We start from the raw sequence: 19,622 nt of genomic DNA on the forward strand, positions 1-19,622 counted from the left end.
AAACCCCCCAGTCTGCTTCGCAGCCAGCCCCCCTTAAAGGGGAGCGCAAGAGCAGTTGTCCTCCCCTCAAGGGGGGGCGTTGCGCCAGCAACGGGGGGGTTCACCTTCCACCGCCAAACTCCTCACTGACCGAGGTTTTCAAATGCCCAACCCTTCCCAGTCCGAATTCCTGTGGTTCCTGCAACTCTCCCGCGACGGCGAGTACATCGGCACCCGCGAAAAGCCGCCGCGTAAGCCCACCCTGCCCTACATTTCCAGTCTGATCGAAACGGCGGGCGAGGCAGGATTCGACGCCCTGCTGACCGCCACCAACTACCACTCCGAGCATGAAAACTACACGGCGGCGGTGGCGGCCCTGGCCCGCACGGCGGCCACCGATCCGGCCCTGCTGATCGCGGTGCGGCCCGGTATGTTTCACCCGGCGATGTACGCCAAGATGCTGGCAACGCTGCAAAACCTGTTTCCGGGACGGGTGCGCCTGAACATCGTGACCGGAAGCAGCCCCGCCGAAAATGCCATGTACGGCGACAACGAGGATCACGCCCGCCGCTACGAGCGCACCCGCGAATTCATGACCATCCTGCGCCAACTCTGGACGCAGCCGCCGCCCCAATCGTTCAAATCCGAGCTGTATTCCTTTGACAAGGCCGTGCTGGACCCCGCCCCCGTGCAGCCCATTCCGCTGTATTTTGGCGGCGCATCCCCGGTGGCCCAGCAGATCGCCGCTGATCTGGCCGACGTGTACCTGATGTGGGGCGAGCGCGAAGACATGCTGGCCGAGCGGTTGAGCCAGATGCGGGCGCTGGAAGAACAGACCGGACGGAAGCTGCGCTACGGCCTGCGAACCCACGTCATCGTGCGCGAAACCGAGGCCGAGGCCCACGCCGCCGCCGAACGCCTGATCAGCCGGGTCGATCCAGCGGTACGGGCGGCGTTTGTGGCAAGTTATGCCCATGTAGACGGCGTGGGGCAGCAGCGCCAGATAGAAATGCTGTCGGGTGTGGGGGCCGATCTGATGGTGGAACCGGGCCTGTGGGCGGGCGTGGGCATGGCCCGCAGCGGCGTCGGCGTGGCCCTGATCGGCAGCCCCGAACAGGTGGCCGCCAAAATCCGGCGCTACGAGGAAATGGGCTTCAGCTCCTTTATTTTCAGCGGTTATCCGCATCTGGAAGAATCCCGGCGCTTTGGCGAACTGGTGATGCCGCTCCTGAAGGGCAGGGCCGAAGAATTGCGCGTGATCCACAGCGACGAGGTTGCACCTGTAGCGTAGGAAGACTGGCAGCAAAGACGGCGGAGGCAAAGGCTTCCGCCTTCTTTTTGGCTTTCCAGACTGCCTTGCATTTACTTAGACGCCGTACTAATATGCGAAACAAATCACAATTTTAAGCACTGGACGGCCCGACTGAACCGAAGTGATCTGACCTGACCCGCGCAGAGTGCAAAGCAGTCAGGATAGGCTCTGGCCTATGAGCGTTGCATGCTTTTCGGCTCTGGCCCGCGTGAATGATGTCCTGCCCACCACTCCGCCCTCTCCCCTTCTTTCTGGACGGTGACTGTGACCCAGACAACGCAACCTCCTTCCCCGCCTGCGCTGCGGCTGCGCGGCATCACCAAGCGGTTTCCCGGCGTGGTCGCCAACGACAGCGTAGACCTGACCGTAGATGCGGGCGAGGTTCTGGCCCTGCTGGGCGAAAACGGTGCGGGCAAAAGCACGCTGATTTCTATTCTGTACGGCCTGTATCAACCCGATGAGGGCACGGTGGAATTGCGCGGCCAGCCCGTGCGCGTGACCAGTCCGGCGCAGGCGTTGCGGCTGGGCATTGGCCTTGTGCCGCAGCATCCGCTGCTTGTGGCGCGGCATACGGTGGCCGAAAACCTCGCCCTCGGCGGAGGCAGCGGCCTGTTTCCGGCGCGGGGAGTGGCGGGGCGGGTGCGCGAACTGTCGGGCAAATACGGTCTGGAGGTGAATCCGCAGGCCCGCGTGTCCGACCTTTCGCCGGGAGAAAAACAGCGCGTAGAAATCGTGCGGGCGCTGATGCGGGGAGCGCAGGTGCTGATTCTGGATGAGCCGACCAGCGTGCTGACTCCGCAGGAAGCCGACGCCCTGTTCCGCGTGATGCGCGAACTGAAGGCCGATGGCCGCAGCCTGATTTTTATTTCTCATAAGCTGGATGAGGTGCTGGCGGTGGCTGACCGCGTAACGGTGCTGAGGCGCGGCAAGGTGGTGGGCGGACGCAACACGGCGGGCGCGACCCGCGAGGACTTGGCCGAGATGATGGTGGGCCGCAGCGTGGACTTTACCCGCAAACGCACGGACAGCGCAAAATCAGAAACGCCGCTGCTGACGGTGCGGAACCTGACGGCGCTGGGGGCACGCGGCCTGCCTGCCCTGCGCGGCGTAAGCTTCGATCTGCACGAGGGCGAGGTGCTGGGCGTGGCCGGAATCGCGGGCAACGGCCAGAGCGAGCTGGTGGAAGTGCTGGCCGGACTGCATGCCTCGGCGGGAGAGCTGACGCTGGCAGGCCAACTCCTGACCGGAAACGCCGAGGAACGCTTTCGCGGCGGCGTGGCCCACATCCCCGAAGACCGAATTCATTCCGGCACCGTGCCCACCATGACGGTGGCCGAAAATCTGGCCCTGCGCGACTATGCGCGTGCGCCGCTGGCCCGTGGGCTGGCCCGCGACCTCGCCGCCACCGATACGCGGGCGCGGCAGGACGTGGAACATTACGCCGTCGCCACCCCCAGCATTCATACCCCCAGCCGACTGCTCAGCGGCGGCAACATCCAGAAACTGATTCTGGCGCGGGAACTGAACGGCTCGCCCAAGCTGATCCTGGCAGTACACCCCACCTATGGGCTGGACATCGGAGCCACCGATCAGGTTCACCGCGTGCTGCTGGAGCGTACTGAGGGCGGCGCGGGCGTGCTGCTGGTCAGTGAAGATCTGGATGAACTGCTGAGCCTGTCTGACCGGATCGGCGTGATGGTGGGCGGAGAACTGCGCGGGCCGTTTCCGGTGGCCGAGGTGACGCGGGAATCGCTGGGAATGATCATGGGCGGGGCACATCCGACGGTTGTTGCTGGTGCCGATCAGGGCGTGGTGGCATGAGGTTCACGGCTCTGTCTGCCCCCTCTGCCGCCCGCGCCGCGTGGGTCACGTTGGCTGCCGTGGTGGTAGCGCTCCTGCTGTGTGCCCTGATTTTCTTCTTTTACGGCGTCAGCCCCGGCACGGTGTACGGCACCATGCTTCGCGGCACGCTGGGCGATTCCACCGGACTGGCCGAAGTCGCCCGCCGCACCATTCCGCTCCTGCTGATCGGCTCGGGGCTGGCGCTGGCCTTCCGCGCCCAGTTTTTCAATATCGGGGCAGAAGGACAGTTGCTGTTGGGAGCGGTATTCGCGGCGGGAACGGGGCTGTTTGTGCCGCTACCAGGGCCGCTGCTGCTGCCCGCCATGTTTATCATGGGCGCAGTGGGGGGCGGGCTGTGGGCCGGAATCGCCGCGTGGCTGCGCCGCCTGAACGTCAACGAGATTCTGAGTACCCTGATGCTGAATTACATCGCCGTGGCCGTGGTGACTTACCTGATTGCCGGACCGTGGAAGGGCAAGGACGTGCGCGGCTACATCTACACCGACCTTATTCCAGAGCGCGGATTTCTGTCCGTCGTACCCGGCACGCAGGTGCATTGGCCCACGCTGGTGCTGGGCGTGGCGGGCGCACTGGCGCTGCAATGGGTCCTCAGCCGCTCGACGTTCGGCTACGCCCTGCGCGTGGTGGGCGAAAACCCCGGCGCGGCGCGGTATGCGGGCCTCAGCGCGGGCCGGGTGGCAACCACGGTGGCCCTGATCACGGGCGGCATGGCAGGTCTGGCGGGCGCGGGCGAGGTGGCAGGCATTCATCACCGCCTGCTGGAAGCCGGACAGATCAGCCTCGGCTACGGCTTTACCGCCGTGATCGTGGCGTGGTTGGCACGCGGCAACCCGGCCCTGTGCCTGATCACCGCGCCCGTGATGGCGATTATTCTGGCGGGCGGCGACCTGCTCAAAATTGACCTGAACATGCCCTTCCGGGTCGTAGACGTTTTCAGCGGCGTCATCTTGCTGTGCCTGATCAGCTCCGAGGTCTTTGTTCGGAACCGGGTAACGTGGGGAAACGGGCAGGCAAAAGACAACACAGGGAGCAAAGCCAATGGATAACGTGTTCGTAGAAGCCCTGGTGCGGGCGCTGGCCGTGGGCACGCCGCTGCTGCTGGCAAGCCTCGGCGCAATCCTGAACGAGCGGGGCGGCGTGGTGAATCTGGGCGTGGAAGGCATGATGGCGGTGGGGGCGTTGGCCGCCTTCGCGGTGGCGGTTGCGCCGGGTGGAAACCTGTGGGTGGCGGTGCTGGCAGCTATGGCGGCGGGCGCACTCTTGGCCTCGCTGCACGCTTTTGCCACCGTGACCTTGCGGGCCAATCAGTTTGTGAGCGGGCTGGCGCTGGCGCTGCTGGGCACTGGCGCGGCGGGTCTGCTGGGCAAGCGGTACGAGGGAGCGCCCCTGTTCAACAAGGTGCCCGACTGGAATCTGGCCGGATTCGTCATCAGCCCATTTACCGTCTTTGCGCTGCTGCTGGCCGCTGCATTGGCCTTTTATCTGAATTCCACCCGCTCTGGCCTGACGCTGCGTTCGGTAGGAGAAAACCCCGCCGCCGCCGACGTGTTGGGCGTGAACGTGGGCCGGGTACGCTACGCTGCTGTGTTGGCCGGAGGCGCACTGGCAGGCATCGCCGGAGCCTTCCTGACCCTCAGCTACCGCGCATCGTGGGCCGACAACACCACGGCGGGGCTGGGCTGGATCGCCGTGGCACTGGTGATTTTTGTGGGCTGGCGGCCCCTGCGGGCCATCCTGGGAGCCTTATTTTTTGGCGTGCTGTACTACCTGCAATTCCGGCTTCAGGGCAACAGCCCCATTCCCACAGAGGTTTTTTCGGCCATGCCCTTTGTGCTGGTGCTGGTGGTGCTGGCACTGGCGGGCCTGCGCGGACAACAGGGAGACGCTCCGGCGGGACTGGGGCGGGCGTATGTGCGGGGAGAAAGGTAGGAGAAAAATAGGAGCCAGATCGTAGATCGTAGAACGTGGATCGTGGGGCAGAAGCCAAACCACGATCCACGTTCTACACTCTTTTCCTACTCACCACTACCCACTGACCACTGACCGCCGCGCTTTCTTGCGTCCCAGCAATCTGATTACAAACAGCAGAGCGATCACCAGCGCGGCCACCAACGGCGGCGTGTGATCTTTTTTCACGCCCCACCAGTAATGCAGCGCCCCCAGAGCGGCGGCCACGTACACCAACTGATGCAGGCGCGTCCAGCGGGCAAAGCCCAGCCGCTTCACCGATCTGGGCGTGCTGGTCAGGGCCAGCGGCACCATCAGCAGCAGCGCCGTGAATCCTGCCGTCACAAAGGGGCGCTTGACCACATCTTCGGCCACCGTGGACAGCGTAAAACCCTGATCGAACAGGTAGATCAGGAAGTGCAGAAAAGCGTAGCCGAACGCCAGCAGGCCGAGGCTTTTGCGGATGCGGGCGGGCCAAGTCCATCCCCTGCCGCCCGCCAGTCCCAGCCGCGCCGTGACCAATCGGAGCGGGGTGCAGGCCAGAGACAGGATCAGCAGGGCCAGCGCCAGCAGCCCGGTTTGCAGTTCGGCCCGCTGCACGGGGTTTGCGCCCAGTGCGCCCGTGGAGGCATCCAGAATCAGGACAGCTATGGGTAACAGGCCGCCCACCGTAACGGCGGGAACCAGCCAGCCCAGCGGCCTAGAGATTCTGGAGCTGGATACTGTGCGCCGCGTTGGGGTGCTGGCCGCCTGTGCAGCCGCAGCTTGAGAGAGAGGCTTACTCATGGGCGTCTCTGCGGCATCAGTAGAACTTCTTCAGGTCCATGCCCTTGTACATGCCCGCGACCTGCTCGGCGTATCCGTTGAAGGGCAGGGTTTTGCGGCGGCTGAGTTCTCCGATGCGGCGCTCGGTGGCCTGACTCCAGCGGGGGTGGGGCACGGCAGGGTTCACGTTGGCAAAAAAGCCGTACTCATCGGGCGCGGCGATGCTCCAGGTGGTCCTGGGCTGTTTTTCAGTCAGCGTGATTCGCACGATGGATTTGATGCTCTTGAAGCCGTACTTCCAGGGCACGGCCAGCCGCAGCGGTGCGCCGTTCTGTCCGGGCAGCACGCGCCCTTGCAGCCCCACCGCCATAAATGCCAGCGGGTGCAGGGCTTCGTCCAGCCGCAGGCCCTCCACATAGGGCCAGTCCAGCACGCGGCTGCGCTGGCCGGGAAACTGCTTGGGGTCGTTCAGGGCCGTGAACTGCACGTATTTGGCCTTGCCCGTCGGTTCCATGCGCCGAATCAGGGCCGCCAGAGGAAAGCCCAGCCACGGCATCACCATCGACCAGCCTTCCACGCAGCGCATCCGGTAGATGCGGTCCTCGAGGGGAAACCACGATTGCAGGGTATCGATGTCCACGGTCTGGGGCTTGCGTACCTCACCGTCTATTTTGACCGTCCAGGGCCGCACTTTCAGCGATCCGGCGAGGCGGGCGGGGTCGGCCTTGTCAGTGCCGAATTCGTAAAAGTTGTTGTAGCTGGTGGCCTGCGCGTAGGGGGTCATGGCTTCGCTGGTGTCGTATGGCCCCAGTGGACGGCGTACCTGCCCCTGTGCCAGATTCCCTTGGGCCAGATCGCCAAACTCGCCAGGGGTCGGCTCGGCAGCGGCTCCGGGCCTGCGCGTCAACAGTTCCAGGCCACCGCCCAGGCTGGCAACCGTACCCGTAAACAGCGCCGCAGACCGCAGGAATTCCCGGCGCGGGTTGATGATGCGCGAAGGCGCTTGTTCGCCGGCTTGATCATTATTGGGTTGATCGTCGCGGTCATGGTCAGGGGGCAAAATAGTCATGAATTCTCCTCGTGCATCAAGGCAGCACCACGGCAATAGAAACTGGCGACGGCGAACCTACTAAGCTATACGCAATCTGGGCGCAAACGGTTCACTTTTCCGCATCCGTTGAAACCATCCACGCCCGCAGAAGCCAGATTCACCCTTATATCTGCCGCATTCGCACAGGCGTCTGACCCGGCACGCTACCCCCAGCGCCGCGCCGTGAAAGAATCAGGGGCGTGAGCGTTGTCATTCTGGATTTCGGCAGTCAATTTACCCGCCTGATTGCGCGGCGGTTCCGCGAACTCGGGGCGTATTCGGTCATTTTGCCCGGTACGGCCAGCCTGGAGCGCATTGCTCAGGAAAACCCGCAGGGCATCGTGCTGTCGGGCGGTCCCAGCAGCGTGTACGACGAGGCGGCTCCGCGTCCGGCGGCGGGTGTCCTTGACCTGCCCGTGCCGATTCTGGGCGTGTGCTACGGCATGCAGTTTCTGGCGCAGCAGGCAGGCGGAAGCGTGGCCCGCGCCGGAAAACGCGAGTACGGCAAGGCCGACCTGACCCGCTACGGTGGCCAACTGTTCGAGGGCATCGCAGGCGAATTCGTGGCGTGGATGAGCCACAGCGATTCGGTCACGGCCCTGCCCGCAGGCTATGACGTGGTGGCCGAAACGCTGGATACGCCTGTTACCGCCATCGAAAACAACGAAACCAAGCGCTACGGCGTGCAGTTTCATCCCGAAGTCGTGCATACGCCCAAGGGCGGCCAACTGCTCGCCAACTTCCTCGGGATTTGCGGCATCCAGCGCGACTGGAACGCCGAACATATCGTGGAAGACCTGATCGAAGGCGTGCGGGCGCAGGTCGGAGACGGGCGGGTGCTGCTCGCCATCAGCGGCGGCGTGGATTCCAGCACGCTGGGGCTGCTGCTGGCGCGGGCGGTGGGTGAAAAACTGACGGCAGTGTTTATCGATCACGGCCTGCTGCGTCTCGGTGAACGCGAACAGGTGGAAGCCGCGCTGCTGCCCCTCGGCGTGAATCTGATCACGGTGGACGCCCGCGCCGAGTTTATGGGCGCACTGAACGGAGTGTCGGACCCCGAACAGAAGCGCAAAATTATTGGCCGCGAATTTATCCGGGCCTTCGAGCGTGAAGCCCGCATTCACGGCCCCTTCGATTATCTGGCGCAGGGCACGCTGTATCCCGACGTGATCGAGAGCGCAGGCGGCCTGCATTCCGAAAAATCGGGCGCGGCCAATATCAAGAGCCATCACAACGTGGGCGGCCTGCCCGACGATCTGGCCTTCAAACTGGTGGAACCCTTCCGCACCCTGTTCAAGGATGAAGTGCGCGAAATTGCCCGCCTGCTGGGGCTGCCCGAACACATCCGCATGCGCCACCCCTTCCCCGGCCCCGGCCTCGCCATCCGCGTTATTGGGGCGATTACCGAAGAAAAGCTGGACATCCTGCGCCGCGTGGACGACATCTTTATTTCGGGCCTGCGCGAATTCGGGCTGTACGACGGCTGCTCTCAGGCACTCGCCATCCTGACGCCCATTCAGTCGGTGGGCGTGATGGGCGACGAGCGAACCTACAGCTACACGGCGGCGCTGCGGGCCGTGACCACCGACGACTTTATGACCGCCGAGTGGGCACGCCTGCCCTACGACTTTCTGGCAACCATGAGCAACCGGATCGTGAACCACGTCCACGAGATCAACCGCGTGGTGTACGACATCACGGGCAAGCCGCCCGCCACCATCGAATGGGAATGAACTGAGGGCAACCCCCTCTCCTCAACACTTTGGGTCTGCCGGATGTGCCATCATCCAACCTCGTGACGGCTTTTCCCGCAGACCTCCTTTCCCGTGAAGGCGTGCAGATCAGGCAGATGTACGCCAACGTGTTTTTGCTGTCCAGCCCACAGGGGCGCGTGGTGGTGGATACCGGGGCGCTGACCTATGCTCCCGCTTTTGGCCGTCTGCTGCGCCAGTTTCGGCCCGATGCGGTATTGGTGACTCATGCCCATGTGGATCATGCGGGTGGGGCATTTGTGGCGGCGCGGTGGGGTTTGCCCGTGCTGGCGCATCCGCTGGAGCACCCTCACCTGACCGGAGAACGCCACGAACTCCCCTATCCGGCAGGAATGCCGCGTGTGGGGGCCGTCATTTCGCGCCTGCATCCCAAAGTGCCCGCCCGTGCGCTGCGTTCGGTGGAGGCGGGTGAAGACCTCTGGGGCTGGCAGGTCATTCATCTGCCCGGACATTCGCACGGCCAGATCGGACTGCTGAGGAACGGTGTGCTGATCGCCGCCGACGCCGTCCTGTCTGCACCCGATGGCCGGGGCGGAATGCGGGCGGCCCTGCCCCATGCGCCCTACAACGCCGACCATGCACAGGCCATTCATACCCTCCGGCAGATTGCCGAGCTGGATTTGCGTGTGATCGTGCCCGGACACGGCGGCCCGCTGACGCCGGGGCAGGTGCGGGAACGGGCCGCGAGGGACATTTAGAGGGTGGAACGTAGATCGTGGAACGTGGGAAAAGAGGGGGTGGGAGACTTTAACTTTGTCTCCCACCCCCTCTTTTGGGTTGTCCTACTGCCTACAACCTACTTCCAACAGTCTTACTTCGGCTCGTCGGCCACCTGACCCGCCACGCCGGGGGCCACCCAGCTCATGCTGTTCAGGTCACCGATAGAGCTGACCTTGCCCGCAGCCACGCGCAGTACGCCGTTGCGGTCCTTGATCGGGCCGGTGTAGGGATCGAATTTGCCGCCCTTTTCCATTTCGGCTTTCAGGGCCATCACGCGGTCGTACACGCTGACTTTCTTGCCGTTCACGGTCATCTTGGCGGCTTTCAGTTGGGGAATCCACTTGGGATTGATCGCCATACCGTCCTGTGCGCCGAGTTCCACCGAGCCGCCCTTCAACAGGTTCCAGTAGTCCACTTTTGCAAGATTTTTATTGGTATAGGTGCCGTTATGCACTTTGGTCAGGAAATCGATGTAAATCTTTTCCCAGTGCACCAGTTGGCCGCTGACCACGTAATCAGGAGCAAATTTGTACATAGAGCTGTAGTGGGCAAAGGCGGGAATCTTGCGGGCGGCGGCAGTCTGCACCACCGTGGCGGTGTCTTCAGTAAAGGCCAGCGCGTCGTTACCCTCGCTGATCAGGGCTTCGGCGGCTTCGCGGGCCTTGTTCGGATCGACCCAGGCATTGATCCACTTCACGTTGACCACGGCGCGGGGGTTGACGGCGCGGGCACCGAGCGCAAAGGCGCTGATGTGGCGCTTGAGTTCCGGCACGGGGAAGGCTCCCACGTAGCCCAACTTGCCCGTCTTGCTGAGGGCTGCGGCCATCATGCCGTTCAGGTAGTAGATCTGGTAGAAGTCGGCCATGTAGGTCGCCAGGTTGGGCGCACGCTTGTAGCCGCTGGCATGGGCGAAAATCACGTTGGGGTACTTCTTGGCCGCTTCCAGGGTCTGATCCATGAAGCCGAAGGACGTGGTGAAGATGACCTGGCACTTGTCTTTGACGAGGCGGTCGATGACCGGAGTCGCCTGACCTTCCGGCACGCTTTCCACGTACTTGGTTTCCAGCCAGGGCAGCGCCTTCTCGGTCTTCTTGCGGGCCTCGTCGTGCGCGTAGCTCCAGCCGATGTCGCCCACTGGCCCCACGTAGATGAAACAGGCCTTGAGCTTGCCAGCAGTCTGGGCCTGTGCAGCAGGACTGGCCGCCGTGCCCAACAGCGCCAGAGTTACGGGAACAGTCGCGGCCAGCAGAGTCATTTTCAGTGTGGATTTCTTCATGAACATCCTCCAGAGAAGGGGTGTGCGGTGATGCAAAAGAGAAGAACAGAGCCGGATAAATCGGGCGGAAAAGTGCAGCGATCTGATGCTCATTCTCCGCAGATTGAACAAGGAACCTTCAGTCTGTCTTCATTCTATGCAAATTGTCAGGCGATTGTCTGACGCCTGACCCGCAGACGTCTGACTCCTGGGCCAATGCCGTCTGGTCTGGCGGTCACGGCCCCAGATCAATCGTGATGGGCTGTGAGGCTGGAACAGTGACGTTCAGGGTACCGGGTGCGTATCCATCAGCCACCACCCGCAGTCGGTAGGTGCCGCGCACAGGCAGTTTGATCGGGCCAGGGGCCACACCCAAATCCTGTCCAGGTGTAAGGTTCGCTCCATCTGGGGCAGCAAGTACCGTGAGGCGGGCCGTCACTCCGGCTGCACCCTGCACCGTAAAACGAACTGTGCAGCAGAGGGGATCGCTGGCCGCAGGAGTTGCAGTGGTGCCGAGAGAGGGAGAAAACGCAAAGTAGGCCCATATCGCGCCGCCGAGCACGAGAAAGGCGGCCAACAGCGGCACCAGCCAACGTGGGGAAGCAGGGCGGCTAGGGGCAGACTTGCCGGGCGTTCTGACGACGCGCCAGGAATCGTCTTCGGCCCAGCCAATACGGATCGGTTCGCCATGAGTCCGGCGAGCAGGCAGGCGGCCCACCTCCTGACCTGCCCCTCCGTCAGATGGCCCAGCAGGAAGGGGCGGGCGGCGCATGGAGGCAGGCACCCGTTCTACATCGACAGAATCGGGGAACCGTATTCCCACACCCTCAGTGTGCTGGCCTTCGGAATCCGGAGCAGGCAGCTCTGGCAGATCATCGAAGTCTATGTGAACGACAGCAGACTGCGCCGCTTCCTGTTCGCGGCGAGCGGCAGCCCTGCGCTCTGCGGCGGCCCGACTGTCCTGTATGGCCTGTGCGCGGCGTTCGTCGTTCTGACGTTTGCGGCGCTCCTGCGGCGTTTCGGCTACACCGGGCGGCGCGTTGGAATAGGCCGACACAGGCGGCACAGCGGGCAGGCTCGGCGGCGATTCCTGTGGAGGAAGAGGCCGAACCGCCGTGATGATCACCCCGGCACCGGGCATTTCTACACCGGACACAGCAGAACCTGCCTCAGCAGTTGCCTGTACTCCTGACTGAATAGGGTCAGGCTGAATGGAGTCTGGCTCAACCGGGCTGGGTTGGGTGAGGTCTATCTGGATAACGGCTGGCACATCAAGGTTGGGCTGGTGGGCGTTTGGCAGATCAAGACCTGCTTGGTCGAGGTGGAGCTTCCCCGGATCGGTGGCCTGGCCCGGCAGCGGCTCTCCTGGCATATCTGGCACAGATGCGAACGCCACATCTACCACCGCCAACTCCACCGTGTTCCCCGGCCCAGGCAGGATTGGCCCAGCTCCAGCCGACAGCGCTGAATCGGCGTTGCTGCTTGCAGTCTCCCGGACAAGATCCGGGGAGGCAGGCTCGCCCAGGATGATCGGAGTGCCGTCATGAGGCGCGGTGGGTGCAGTCGGTTGCTCCACTGCTGGCCCAAGTGGCGTCATCTCTCCGGGAACGGCCTCTACTGGCAGAGTCTCAACTACAGCGGCGGCAGGCCGAAGGACAGGCTGACGTGAACTGGCAGAACTTTCAGAGGCGTCGCCTGTCTGCAACCTTGCCAGAGCTGCCTCAGCCGTCAGGGTGCCGGGAGCATCCTGCAATGCCCGCAACGGTTCGGGAACGCCACCCAGTGCGGCCAGAGCATCGGCCAACGCCCGCAGATCGTCGTCGGGAGACCCCGGTTCCTGTGACCAGGGCAGGCCCGCACCTGCCAGTGCCACGCGCCCGTCCACGCTCCAGAGTTGTGAGGCGTTCACGCCGCCGTGCACCAGACCCGATCCGTGTAGGGCAGCCAAACCTGCCAGTGCTCCACGCGCCGCCAACACCGGATCAGAGGCCGGAACTGCGTGCAGAGAGAGTTCCGTGACCAGATAGGCGTCGCCCCCATCCATTCCCTCATCGGAGTAGGGCAGCAAAGACGGGTGGTCGGGCAACTGCGGCGCAGGCAGTGCAGTGGGCAAAACGTGCACCAGCACGGGCATTCCGGTCAGACGGTCGGTGGCCCGGAGCGTCCGTACTCTTGCCGGATCAGCCACGCCGCCAGCCTCTCCCGCCTTCACTCCCGGAGCCACGTCACGGCCCGGCAGTTCCCGTGCCGCCACGTAAAGACCAATCGGCTTCATTGGGGGCAAGTATACGGCGCGGCAGGCCAGGAATCAGGTGGGAGCCGGGCCACAGGGCATCAATGCAGGCTTTAGGGAAGCGCGAATTTGCCCCAAGCGTCCCTTTGCACTCCGCAGAAGCCTCACCCTGCCAGAACCCAGAGCGGAACCCTGCCGCGCCAACCAGATCCACTGGTCTTGCCAGAAGCTCTGTATTCCTGGCGACCTCTTGCCAGCGGCTCTGTCTAGCGGCTCTGTACGCCGACTCCCAGACTCTGAGTCACGGCGTCCTGCATCTTCTTCTGGCTGTCCTGCACTTCTACAGCCACCGTTTCGCCGCTCTCCAGATCCATCACGAAATGGTCGCCTTCCAGCCGCACCCGCGACAGGATCTGCTCGTCGCCCTGCGGACGCGTGGTGGCCCGGAGTTCCACGTATTTCCGCATGGGCGTCCGGATGACTTTGGGGGCCAGGACTTCTTCCACCTGAAAAATGCCGCCGGAATTGTTCATGGTCACGCTGATCAGTACAGGCATATTGCGGCCCCGCTCGATCACCACCTGATCCACGGCCAGCGCACTGATGGAATGGATGTCCACGCTGCCCAGATTGAAGGCCTTGCGGCCCCGGCCCTTGGTGATGTCGGTGCCGTCTGCCACGGCCACGATGCCGCCTTCCAGGGTCAGCGGAGCCGGATTCAGGTCGTGACAATTGATGGCCCCCAGGATAAAGGCCCGGATTTTGGCCCGCTTGAAGGGATCGGCATACAGCGGCCCCATGATCCGGTCCAGAATCGGCAGGGCCAGCGCCACGCCGTGCCCCTCGTGTCCTACACGGTGAATCTGGTTACCTATATCGTGCAGCATCGTGCCCAGGATCACGGTCAGGAACACGTCTTCGGCGTCACCCACGCCCGATTCCATGATGTCGGTTTTGACACCTGCATCCAGCATCAGCTCGGTGATGGCGAGGCTGGCCGCGCCGGTGATAAAGGCGTGGACGCGCCCGTGATCGTTGTACCCGAGCTTGCGCATGGTGATGTAATTCGCCATGTCCCAGTGCGCCAATGCCTCCGGGTCGGCCCGCAGCACGTTGTAGGCAGCCAGCGCCCTGGGATACGGCTCCAGATCGAGGCGGATGGCCTGATTCGCTTCCTCGATCAGTTTGACGCGGGGCGTGGAATATTCCACCACACGTCCGGGCTGTTTGCCTTCCACGTCCTGCACCTTGCCGCCCGACACGCTCAGGGTAAATTTGGCGTCGCCTGTGGCAGATTCTGCTTGTTCGAGTTCTGTTTGCTCCGTTGCCGTCTGTTCCGACCTTGCTCCGCTGGATGCGCTCTGCACGGGCACGGCGTTTTGCACAGATCCTTTCGAGTCGTCATTCATCTCTGTTCTCCTCTGCTGGCTGGTCTCGCCTTCCCAACACAACCAGTTCACCCGGATCAATACAACACATAGAAATACAACACATAGAAAAGAGAACGGCCCGGCCTGAACCGGGCGCTCATTTCACCACAAGCAGTCTGACAAGAGTTTGAAAACGGGGTTGATGCTGGCCTTAAACAGCCTCCGGTCCCGTTACTCGCCCTGAAATTCTGCCGGGCGCTTTTCCAGGAAGGCGGCGGTGCCTTCACGGAAGTCCTTGGTAGCGGTGGTCATGCCGAACAGGTCGGCCTCAATTTCCATGCCGCCCTCCAGGGTGGTATCCAGCCCGCGCCGCACAGCCTCTTTGACAAGCGACAACGCAATCGGCGCATTTTTCAGGATCTGCTCGGCCACTTCGCGGGCCTTCATGAGGGGATTGTCGGCCACGTAGTTGACAAGGCCCATCATCAGGGCTTCTTCGGCCTTGACCTGACGGGCCGTGAGCATCATGTCCAGCGCACGGCCCACGCCAATCAGGCGCGAAAGGCGCTGGGTGCCGCCAAAGCCGGGAATCAGGCCCAGCGACACTTCGGGCAGGCCGAGGCGGGCCGCTGGAGAAGCCACGCGGATATCACAGGCCAGCGCCAGTTCCAGCCCGCCGCCCAGCGCAAAGCCGTTGATGGCGGCGATGACCGGAATAGGCAGGCTGCTGATCTGGTGCATCACGTCCTGCCCCGACAGAGAAAGCTCGCGGCCCGCGTACACACCGTCTATGTTGGAAAATTCGGCAATGTCGGCCCCGGCCACAAACGCCCGGTCGCCGCTGCCCGTGATAATCAGTGCGCCGATTTCGGCGTTTTCGATCATCAGCTCGATGGCCTGCGAAATCTCGCTGAGGGTATCGCCGTTGAGGGCGTTCAGGGCCTTGGGACGTGCAATAGACAGCACAGCAATGGGGCCATGCTGGTCAAGTTGTACGTTGCGAAAATCGTATTCGTCGATCATGGTCATGGTTCCTATCCTGACACGGGCGGGGTGAGATGGGCAGGATGCTGGGCGGTCTGGGCGGGGCGGGCAGGTCACCTGCTTTGCCTCTGCACCGAGCAGTCCGCCGGGTTGCTCGTCTCAATTCACCTGCTCCGCTGGGCCGTCAAGACAATCTCTGAATGACAGATGTGCTCAGGCTTTCTGTTCCTGCGCGTCCAGCCTGACGACGGCTTCCAGAGCCACCCGCACCATTCGGTCTACTCCGGCGGCCAGCACATCGTCGGGCACCAGTTGAGGATCGCCGATGTCGTTGCTGCACGCGGTCAGGCAGGCAGCACGCAGTCCGTGCAGGGCCGCCACCAGAAAGATCGCGCTGGCTTCCATCTCAAAGCCCAGAACACCGCGAGAAGCCCACAGGCGGGCGTGGTCGGGCGTGCTGGCATAGAAGGCGTCTTCGGTCATCACAAGGCCGACATGGTGCGGCGCACCCAGGGTACGGGCAGCGTGTGCAGCGGCCTCGACAACCTCAAAGCTGGCGGCAGGGGCATAGGGAGCGCCGCCCAACAGTTGGCGCGTGGTGCCGTCATTGGGTACGGCGGCAGTGGCAATGACCAGATCGCCGGGGGCGACAGCAGGAGTCGCGCCGCCCAGCGTGCCCACCCGGATCAGGGTTTTGGCCCCCAGACGCGCCAGTTCTTCGGTCACGATGGCGGCGCTGGGGCAGCCCATCCCGGTGGTCTGAATACTGACGCGCACACCCTGATAGGTACCCGTAAAGCCCAGCAGTTGACGGTGGCTGGTGTATTCGGTCACCCCTTCCAGATAGGTGGACGCGATGTGACGGGCGCGGTTGGGGTCGCCGGGCAACAGAACGTAGTCGGCAACGTCGCCGGGTTGGGCACGAACATGAATCTGACTCATACGGAGAAGTATAGAGAGCGGCCCTTCATCTGGTTCATTTGTGGGTGTCGTTTGACCGTCCAACCAACCTGAAGCTGATTTTTCTTGGTGGATGAACAACCACTAAGCAACCGGTACATGAGAATATCCTCATGAAGCTGAAGACTGAACGGGCTGACAGGTTTCTCATCTGAACGTCACGGGAGGCCACTGATAGCAGCAAAACTGCTCTCATCTAAAAAACCCTGTTTATCACCTGGCTCTTATTTTCATGAACTTTCAGTCAGTTAGTCAAAAACCTTCCAATTGAAGCCCAGGGAACACTCTGATTATTCACAGGGCACTCACGCCTGCTGCCTACGGTGTGTGCAGGCAGGGCAGCGCTATGCGTCATCCCATGCATCATTTTTTTGCTTTCGTCCTCAGTCCCTCTTCAAGGAGAACCACCATGCGTAACACTTTTGTTCTGTCTTCCCTGCTCGCTCTCGGCCTCGGCATGGCAAGCGCCCAGACGGATACCACAACTCCCGCTGACCCCGCCACCACCCCTGCTCCTGCAACTACGGCTCCTGCAACCACTGCGGCTCCGGCTGCCACGCCTGCCGCCCAGGTCGTGCAGTTTACCGACGTGCCCGCAGGCCACTGGGCCAAAGACGCCGTTGATCTGATCGTGCAGCGCGGCCTGATTCAGGGCTTCCCTGACGGCACCTTCCGCGGCAACGAGAGCTTGACCCGCTACCAGGCAGCGCTGGTGTTCTACCGCCTCCTCCAGAGCGGCCAGCTCAGCAACAGCAGCCTCAGCTCCACCGACCTCGCCACCATCACCGCCGGGATGCAGGAAGTCAGCACCGAGCTGGCCGCCATCAGCACCCGCGTGACTGACCTCGAAGCCCTGACCACCGAGCAGCAGGCCCGCATCACGGCGCTCGAAGGCCGCATCGACGCGCTGGGTACGCCCGCCGCCAACGCTGCTGGCACCGACACCGCCGCACTGACGGCCCGTATTGATGCCCTGGAAGCCGCCATCCGTAACATCCCCGCTGGCCCTGCCGGCGCAACTGGTCCTGCCGGCCCCGCCGGAGCCGCCGCCGATACGGCTGCCCTGGCCGCCCGCATCGCTGCCCTGGAAGCGCGTGCCACCACTGCTGACACCAGCACCGGCACCGTGACCACCACGCCCAGCACCACCACCCCTGTAACGCCCCCCACCACCGTTGTGATCGGCAACACCGACACCGTTGTGGACGCCGTCCGTAGCACCAACCTCTACGCTGGCGTCAGCGTGGGCGCACAGAACACCCAGAGCGGCGACCCCTGCTACCTGCTGAACTCCAGTGGCCGCGCCGTCAACTTCTGCCTCTCCGGCGGCGCGATGGTCGGTGCCAACAACGTGATCGGCCCAGTGGGCGTGCGCCTTTCGGCTGACTACGTTCCCGGCAAGAACGGCTTCAACGCCGACATCAACGCCACCTACAGCCTGAACAACGGCAGCAACATCACCCCTTACGTGGGTGCAGGTCTGGGCCTCACCAGCAGCCGCACCCGTCTGAGCGCCACCACCAACGCCAGCGACATCTACGCCAACGCGCTGGCCGGTGTGGACTTCCGCGTCACCGACAGCATCACCGCGTTCGTGGAAGCCGATGGCCGCTACTACCTCAGCAACAAGGGCGCAGGCACGGGCCTCGCTTCGACTGCAACCGATGCTCGTGGCTTCGGCGGCAGCATCAAGACCGGCCTGAAGTTCTTCTTCTAAACCGCAAGCTCTCAGTCAATGGGGAACCTCGAAAGGGGTTCTCTTTTTTTTTTGGCCTTGACGGGAAGGTGGGGAGCGTGTGTTTCAGGGGCTGCGGACTTATAGGAGCGTCATCAGGCCCAAACTGAGGTCTGTGGGGTCCGAACAGACGGAGATTCCACGTCCTCACCTCCGCGCCCTGTACACTCGGCCCTGTGAAAACCCATCATGTTCAGGTCGGCACCGTTTCGCGGGAGTTGCCTATTGTAGAAGTTGCGCCCGGCGTCAGCGTGGCACTGTTCAATATGCTCGGCGACACCGAAGTCACTGAGGCGGCGGGCAAGGCGCTGGCCGCACTGATCCCGGCAGACGTGGATATTCTGGTCACGCCAGAGGTCAAGGCGCTCTCGCTGGCGCACGTGATCAGCCGCGAATCGGGCAAGCCCTATATCGTGATTCGCAAGACGCAAAAGCCCTATATGGTCGATCCGGTGGTGCGCGAGGTGGTCAGCATCACCACGGGCAAGCCGCAGACGCTGGTGCTGGACGGCTTCGATGTCGATAAGATTCGGGGCCACAGGGTCGCCATCGTGGACGACGTGGTCAGCAGCGGAGGCACGCTGCATTCCATCTCGCAGATCATTCAGGAAGTGGGCGGCGAGGTGGCCGCCGTTATCGCCGTATTCACCGAAGGGCAGGAACGCCCCGAGGTGACGGCGCTGGGGCATCTGCCCCTGTTCACCTGAACTGAGACTGACCTGAAACCGAGTCGCTCAACTGATCCCAAACGCTGATCTGGCCCCAGCCGCGCTACCCTGTGCGGGTGGAACAATTGAACGTAACTGTCGGGGCCGTTTCCCGTGACCTGCCCACCGTGCGTGTGGGCAGCACTGGGCGCGTGCCACTCGTAGAATTTATTGGCGACCCGGAATTTACCAACGCGGTGGCCGCCGAAATGGTGGCCCTGCTTCCTGCCGGAACGGACATGCTGCTGTCGGTGGTCACCAACGCGTTGCCCCTGGTACACGAGTTGAGCGACCGCAGCGGCATTCCGTATGTGGTGGTACGCAAAAAGCGCCGCACATATATGCAGGACCCGCTGATCGTGGATGTGCCCAGCATGACCATGGGCGTGGCCGAAACCCTGTGGCTGGACGGCCCGCACGCGGCACGCCTGAAGGGCAGGAAGGTCACGATCGTGCAGGACGTGATCGCCAGTGGTGGCACTGCTCAGGCACTGGCGCGGCTCACCGAGCGGGCGGGCGGCACCGTCAACGGCTTTCTGGCTGCCTTCAAACAGGGGGAAACCACTCTGCCCCTGCACTTTTTGCAGGAGTTGCCAAAGACGATCTGAGGGGTAGGACGATCCGAGAGCCAGGGTCTCATACGGGATTAAACTGAGTCGCGACTATGCGACCTGCCTCGCTGTTCCCGCATCAGACGTCCGATGAGTTGGAGTTGGCCTACCGCCAGTCCGAGCGAGCGGTGGAGCGCTCCCGCTGGCAGATCTTGTGGCTGAAAAGCAAAGGGTTATCCATTCCAGAGATCAAAGCGGTCACGAGTTTTTCGCGCAGCACGATCAGCACGTTGATTCGGGCTTACAACAAAGATGGGCCAGCGGCGGTGGTGGACAGACGCCGTTGGAACAAATCGACTCCTGCGCTCGATGTGGAACA

Annotated in this window: 17 protein-coding genes; 10 read left to right on the top strand and 7 right to left on the bottom strand. The window is 63.1% G+C overall.

Features of this window, described 5'->3' with window-relative positions; all coding sequences use genetic code 11:
- The first annotated feature begins 142 nt into the window (after positions 1-142).
- The 4 genes from F561_RS0101170 to F561_RS0101185 all read left to right on the top strand — a co-directional run bounded on the left by F561_RS0101170 (position 143) and on the right by F561_RS0101185 (position 5,083).
- On the top strand, positions 143-1,270 hold the full coding sequence (locus F561_RS0101170; RefSeq protein ID WP_019008102.1) for an LLM class flavin-dependent oxidoreductase: 1,128 nt from the start codon (positions 143-145) through the stop codon (positions 1,268-1,270).
- A 285-nt stretch (positions 1,271-1,555) separates the two neighbouring features.
- Positions 1,556-3,112 (top strand): ABC transporter ATP-binding protein, encoded by a 1,557-nt coding sequence (locus F561_RS0101175; protein ID WP_245556398.1) that lies wholly within the window; start codon positions 1,556-1,558, stop codon positions 3,110-3,112.
- Positions 3,109-4,200 carry an ABC transporter permease gene (locus F561_RS24470; protein WP_019008104.1) on the top strand — a complete coding sequence of 364 codons (1,092 nt, stop codon included), beginning with the start codon at positions 3,109-3,111 and terminating at the stop codon, positions 4,198-4,200. The genes F561_RS0101175 and F561_RS24470 overlap by 4 nt, the downstream gene beginning before the upstream one ends.
- Positions 4,193-5,083: an ABC transporter permease gene (locus F561_RS0101185; RefSeq protein WP_019008105.1), complete on the top strand. Its 891-nt coding sequence runs from the start codon at positions 4,193-4,195 to the stop codon at positions 5,081-5,083. Before F561_RS24470 ends, F561_RS0101185 begins: the two co-directional genes overlap by 8 nt.
- 96 nt (positions 5,084-5,179) lie before the next feature.
- Here F561_RS0101185 and F561_RS0101190 read toward each other — a convergent pair whose 3' ends face one another.
- Positions 5,180-5,887, bottom strand: a complete 708-nt coding sequence (locus F561_RS0101190; protein WP_083922240.1) for a protein-methionine-sulfoxide reductase heme-binding subunit MsrQ — start codon at positions 5,885-5,887, stop codon at positions 5,180-5,182.
- A 16-nt stretch (positions 5,888-5,903) separates the two neighbouring features.
- Entirely contained in the window at positions 5,904-6,935 is a 1,032-nt protein-coding gene (gene msrP, locus F561_RS0101195) for a protein-methionine-sulfoxide reductase catalytic subunit MsrP (RefSeq protein ID WP_019008107.1), read from the bottom strand.
- 221 nt (positions 6,936-7,156) lie between these two features.
- On the opposite strand from msrP, the gene guaA reads away from it, so the two are divergent.
- Together guaA and F561_RS0101205 are read left to right on the top strand one after the other, a co-directional pair.
- Positions 7,157-8,689 carry a glutamine-hydrolyzing GMP synthase gene (gene guaA / locus F561_RS0101200; RefSeq protein ID WP_019008108.1) on the top strand — a complete coding sequence of 511 codons (1,533 nt, stop codon included), beginning with the start codon at positions 7,157-7,159 and terminating at the stop codon, positions 8,687-8,689.
- Between the two features lie 62 nt (positions 8,690-8,751).
- Positions 8,752-9,426, top strand: coding sequence for an MBL fold metallo-hydrolase (locus F561_RS0101205; RefSeq protein ID WP_019008109.1), 675 nt, complete (start codon positions 8,752-8,754; stop codon positions 9,424-9,426).
- Between the two features lie 113 nt (positions 9,427-9,539).
- Here F561_RS0101205 and F561_RS0101210 read toward each other — a convergent pair whose 3' ends face one another.
- The 5 genes from F561_RS0101210 to F561_RS24475 form a co-directional block, all read right to left on the bottom strand.
- Complete coding sequence (locus F561_RS0101210) at positions 9,540-10,724, bottom strand: BMP family ABC transporter substrate-binding protein (protein WP_157451441.1); 1,185 nt, start codon at positions 10,722-10,724, stop codon at positions 9,540-9,542.
- Between the two features lie 214 nt (positions 10,725-10,938).
- A complete protein-coding gene (locus F561_RS0101215; RefSeq protein WP_019008111.1) occupies positions 10,939-12,978 on the bottom strand; it encodes a peptidase associated/transthyretin-like domain-containing protein in 2,040 nt (679 codons plus the stop codon).
- Between the two features lie 224 nt (positions 12,979-13,202).
- Positions 13,203-14,345, bottom strand: coding sequence for a hypothetical protein (locus F561_RS0101220; RefSeq protein WP_019008112.1), 1,143 nt, complete (start codon positions 14,343-14,345; stop codon positions 13,203-13,205).
- Between the two features lie 192 nt (positions 14,346-14,537).
- Entirely contained in the window at positions 14,538-15,335 is a 798-nt protein-coding gene (locus tag F561_RS0101225; protein ID WP_019008113.1) for an enoyl-CoA hydratase-related protein, read from the bottom strand.
- A gap of 168 nt (positions 15,336-15,503) precedes the next feature.
- A complete protein-coding gene (locus tag F561_RS24475) occupies positions 15,504-16,232 on the bottom strand; it encodes a phosphorylase family protein (RefSeq protein ID WP_019008114.1) in 729 nt (242 codons plus the stop codon).
- A gap of 427 nt (positions 16,233-16,659) precedes the next feature.
- Between F561_RS24475 and F561_RS0101245 the strand changes: the two genes are divergently transcribed.
- The 4 genes from F561_RS0101245 to F561_RS0101260 all read left to right on the top strand — a co-directional run.
- Positions 16,660-17,967: an S-layer homology domain-containing protein gene (locus F561_RS0101245; RefSeq protein WP_019008115.1), complete on the top strand. Its 1,308-nt coding sequence runs from the start codon at positions 16,660-16,662 to the stop codon at positions 17,965-17,967.
- A 194-nt stretch (positions 17,968-18,161) separates the two neighbouring features.
- Positions 18,162-18,692 carry a phosphoribosyltransferase family protein gene (locus F561_RS0101250; RefSeq protein ID WP_019008116.1) on the top strand — a complete coding sequence of 177 codons (531 nt, stop codon included), beginning with the start codon at positions 18,162-18,164 and terminating at the stop codon, positions 18,690-18,692.
- A 71-nt stretch (positions 18,693-18,763) separates the two neighbouring features.
- Positions 18,764-19,300, top strand: coding sequence for a phosphoribosyltransferase family protein (locus F561_RS0101255; RefSeq protein ID WP_019008117.1), 537 nt, complete (start codon positions 18,764-18,766; stop codon positions 19,298-19,300).
- Positions 19,301-19,356: 56 nt separating this feature from the next.
- Positions 19,357-19,622, top strand: a 266-nt coding sequence (locus F561_RS0101260) for a helix-turn-helix domain-containing protein (RefSeq protein ID WP_026298506.1), incomplete at its 3' end; no start/stop codon positions are given.

The organism is Deinococcus aquatilis DSM 23025 (assembly GCF_000378445.1).
Taxonomy (GTDB): domain Bacteria; phylum Deinococcota; class Deinococci; order Deinococcales; family Deinococcaceae; genus Deinococcus; species Deinococcus aquatilis.

Excerpts from the sequence above, each read along its gene's own strand:
- F561_RS0101170 (WP_019008102.1), top strand. The coding sequence starts at position 143 with ATGCCCAACCCTTCCCAGTCCGAATTCCTGTGGTTCCTGCAACTCTCC.
- F561_RS24470 (WP_019008104.1), top strand. The coding sequence starts at position 3,109 with ATGAGGTTCACGGCTCTGTCTGCCCCCTCTGCCGCCCGCGCCGCGTGG.
- F561_RS0101185 (WP_019008105.1), top strand. The coding sequence starts at position 4,193 with ATGGATAACGTGTTCGTAGAAGCCCTGGTGCGGGCGCTGGCCGTGGGC.
- F561_RS0101190 (WP_083922240.1), bottom strand. The coding sequence starts at position 5,887 with ATGAGTAAGCCTCTCTCTCAAGCTGCGGCTGCACAGGCGGCCAGCACC.
- msrP (WP_019008107.1), bottom strand. The coding sequence starts at position 6,935 with ATGACTATTTTGCCCCCTGACCATGACCGCGACGATCAACCCAATAAT.
- F561_RS0101210 (WP_157451441.1), bottom strand. The coding sequence starts at position 10,724 with ATGAAGAAATCCACACTGAAAATGACTCTGCTGGCCGCGACTGTTCCC.
- F561_RS0101215 (WP_019008111.1), bottom strand. The coding sequence starts at position 12,978 with ATGAAGCCGATTGGTCTTTACGTGGCGGCACGGGAACTGCCGGGCCGT.
- F561_RS0101220 (WP_019008112.1), bottom strand. The coding sequence starts at position 14,345 with ATGAATGACGACTCGAAAGGATCTGTGCAAAACGCCGTGCCCGTGCAG.
- F561_RS0101225 (WP_019008113.1), bottom strand. The coding sequence starts at position 15,335 with ATGACCATGATCGACGAATACGATTTTCGCAACGTACAACTTGACCAG.
- F561_RS24475 (WP_019008114.1), bottom strand. The coding sequence starts at position 16,232 with ATGAGTCAGATTCATGTTCGTGCCCAACCCGGCGACGTTGCCGACTAC.
- F561_RS0101245 (WP_019008115.1), top strand. The coding sequence starts at position 16,660 with ATGCGTAACACTTTTGTTCTGTCTTCCCTGCTCGCTCTCGGCCTCGGC.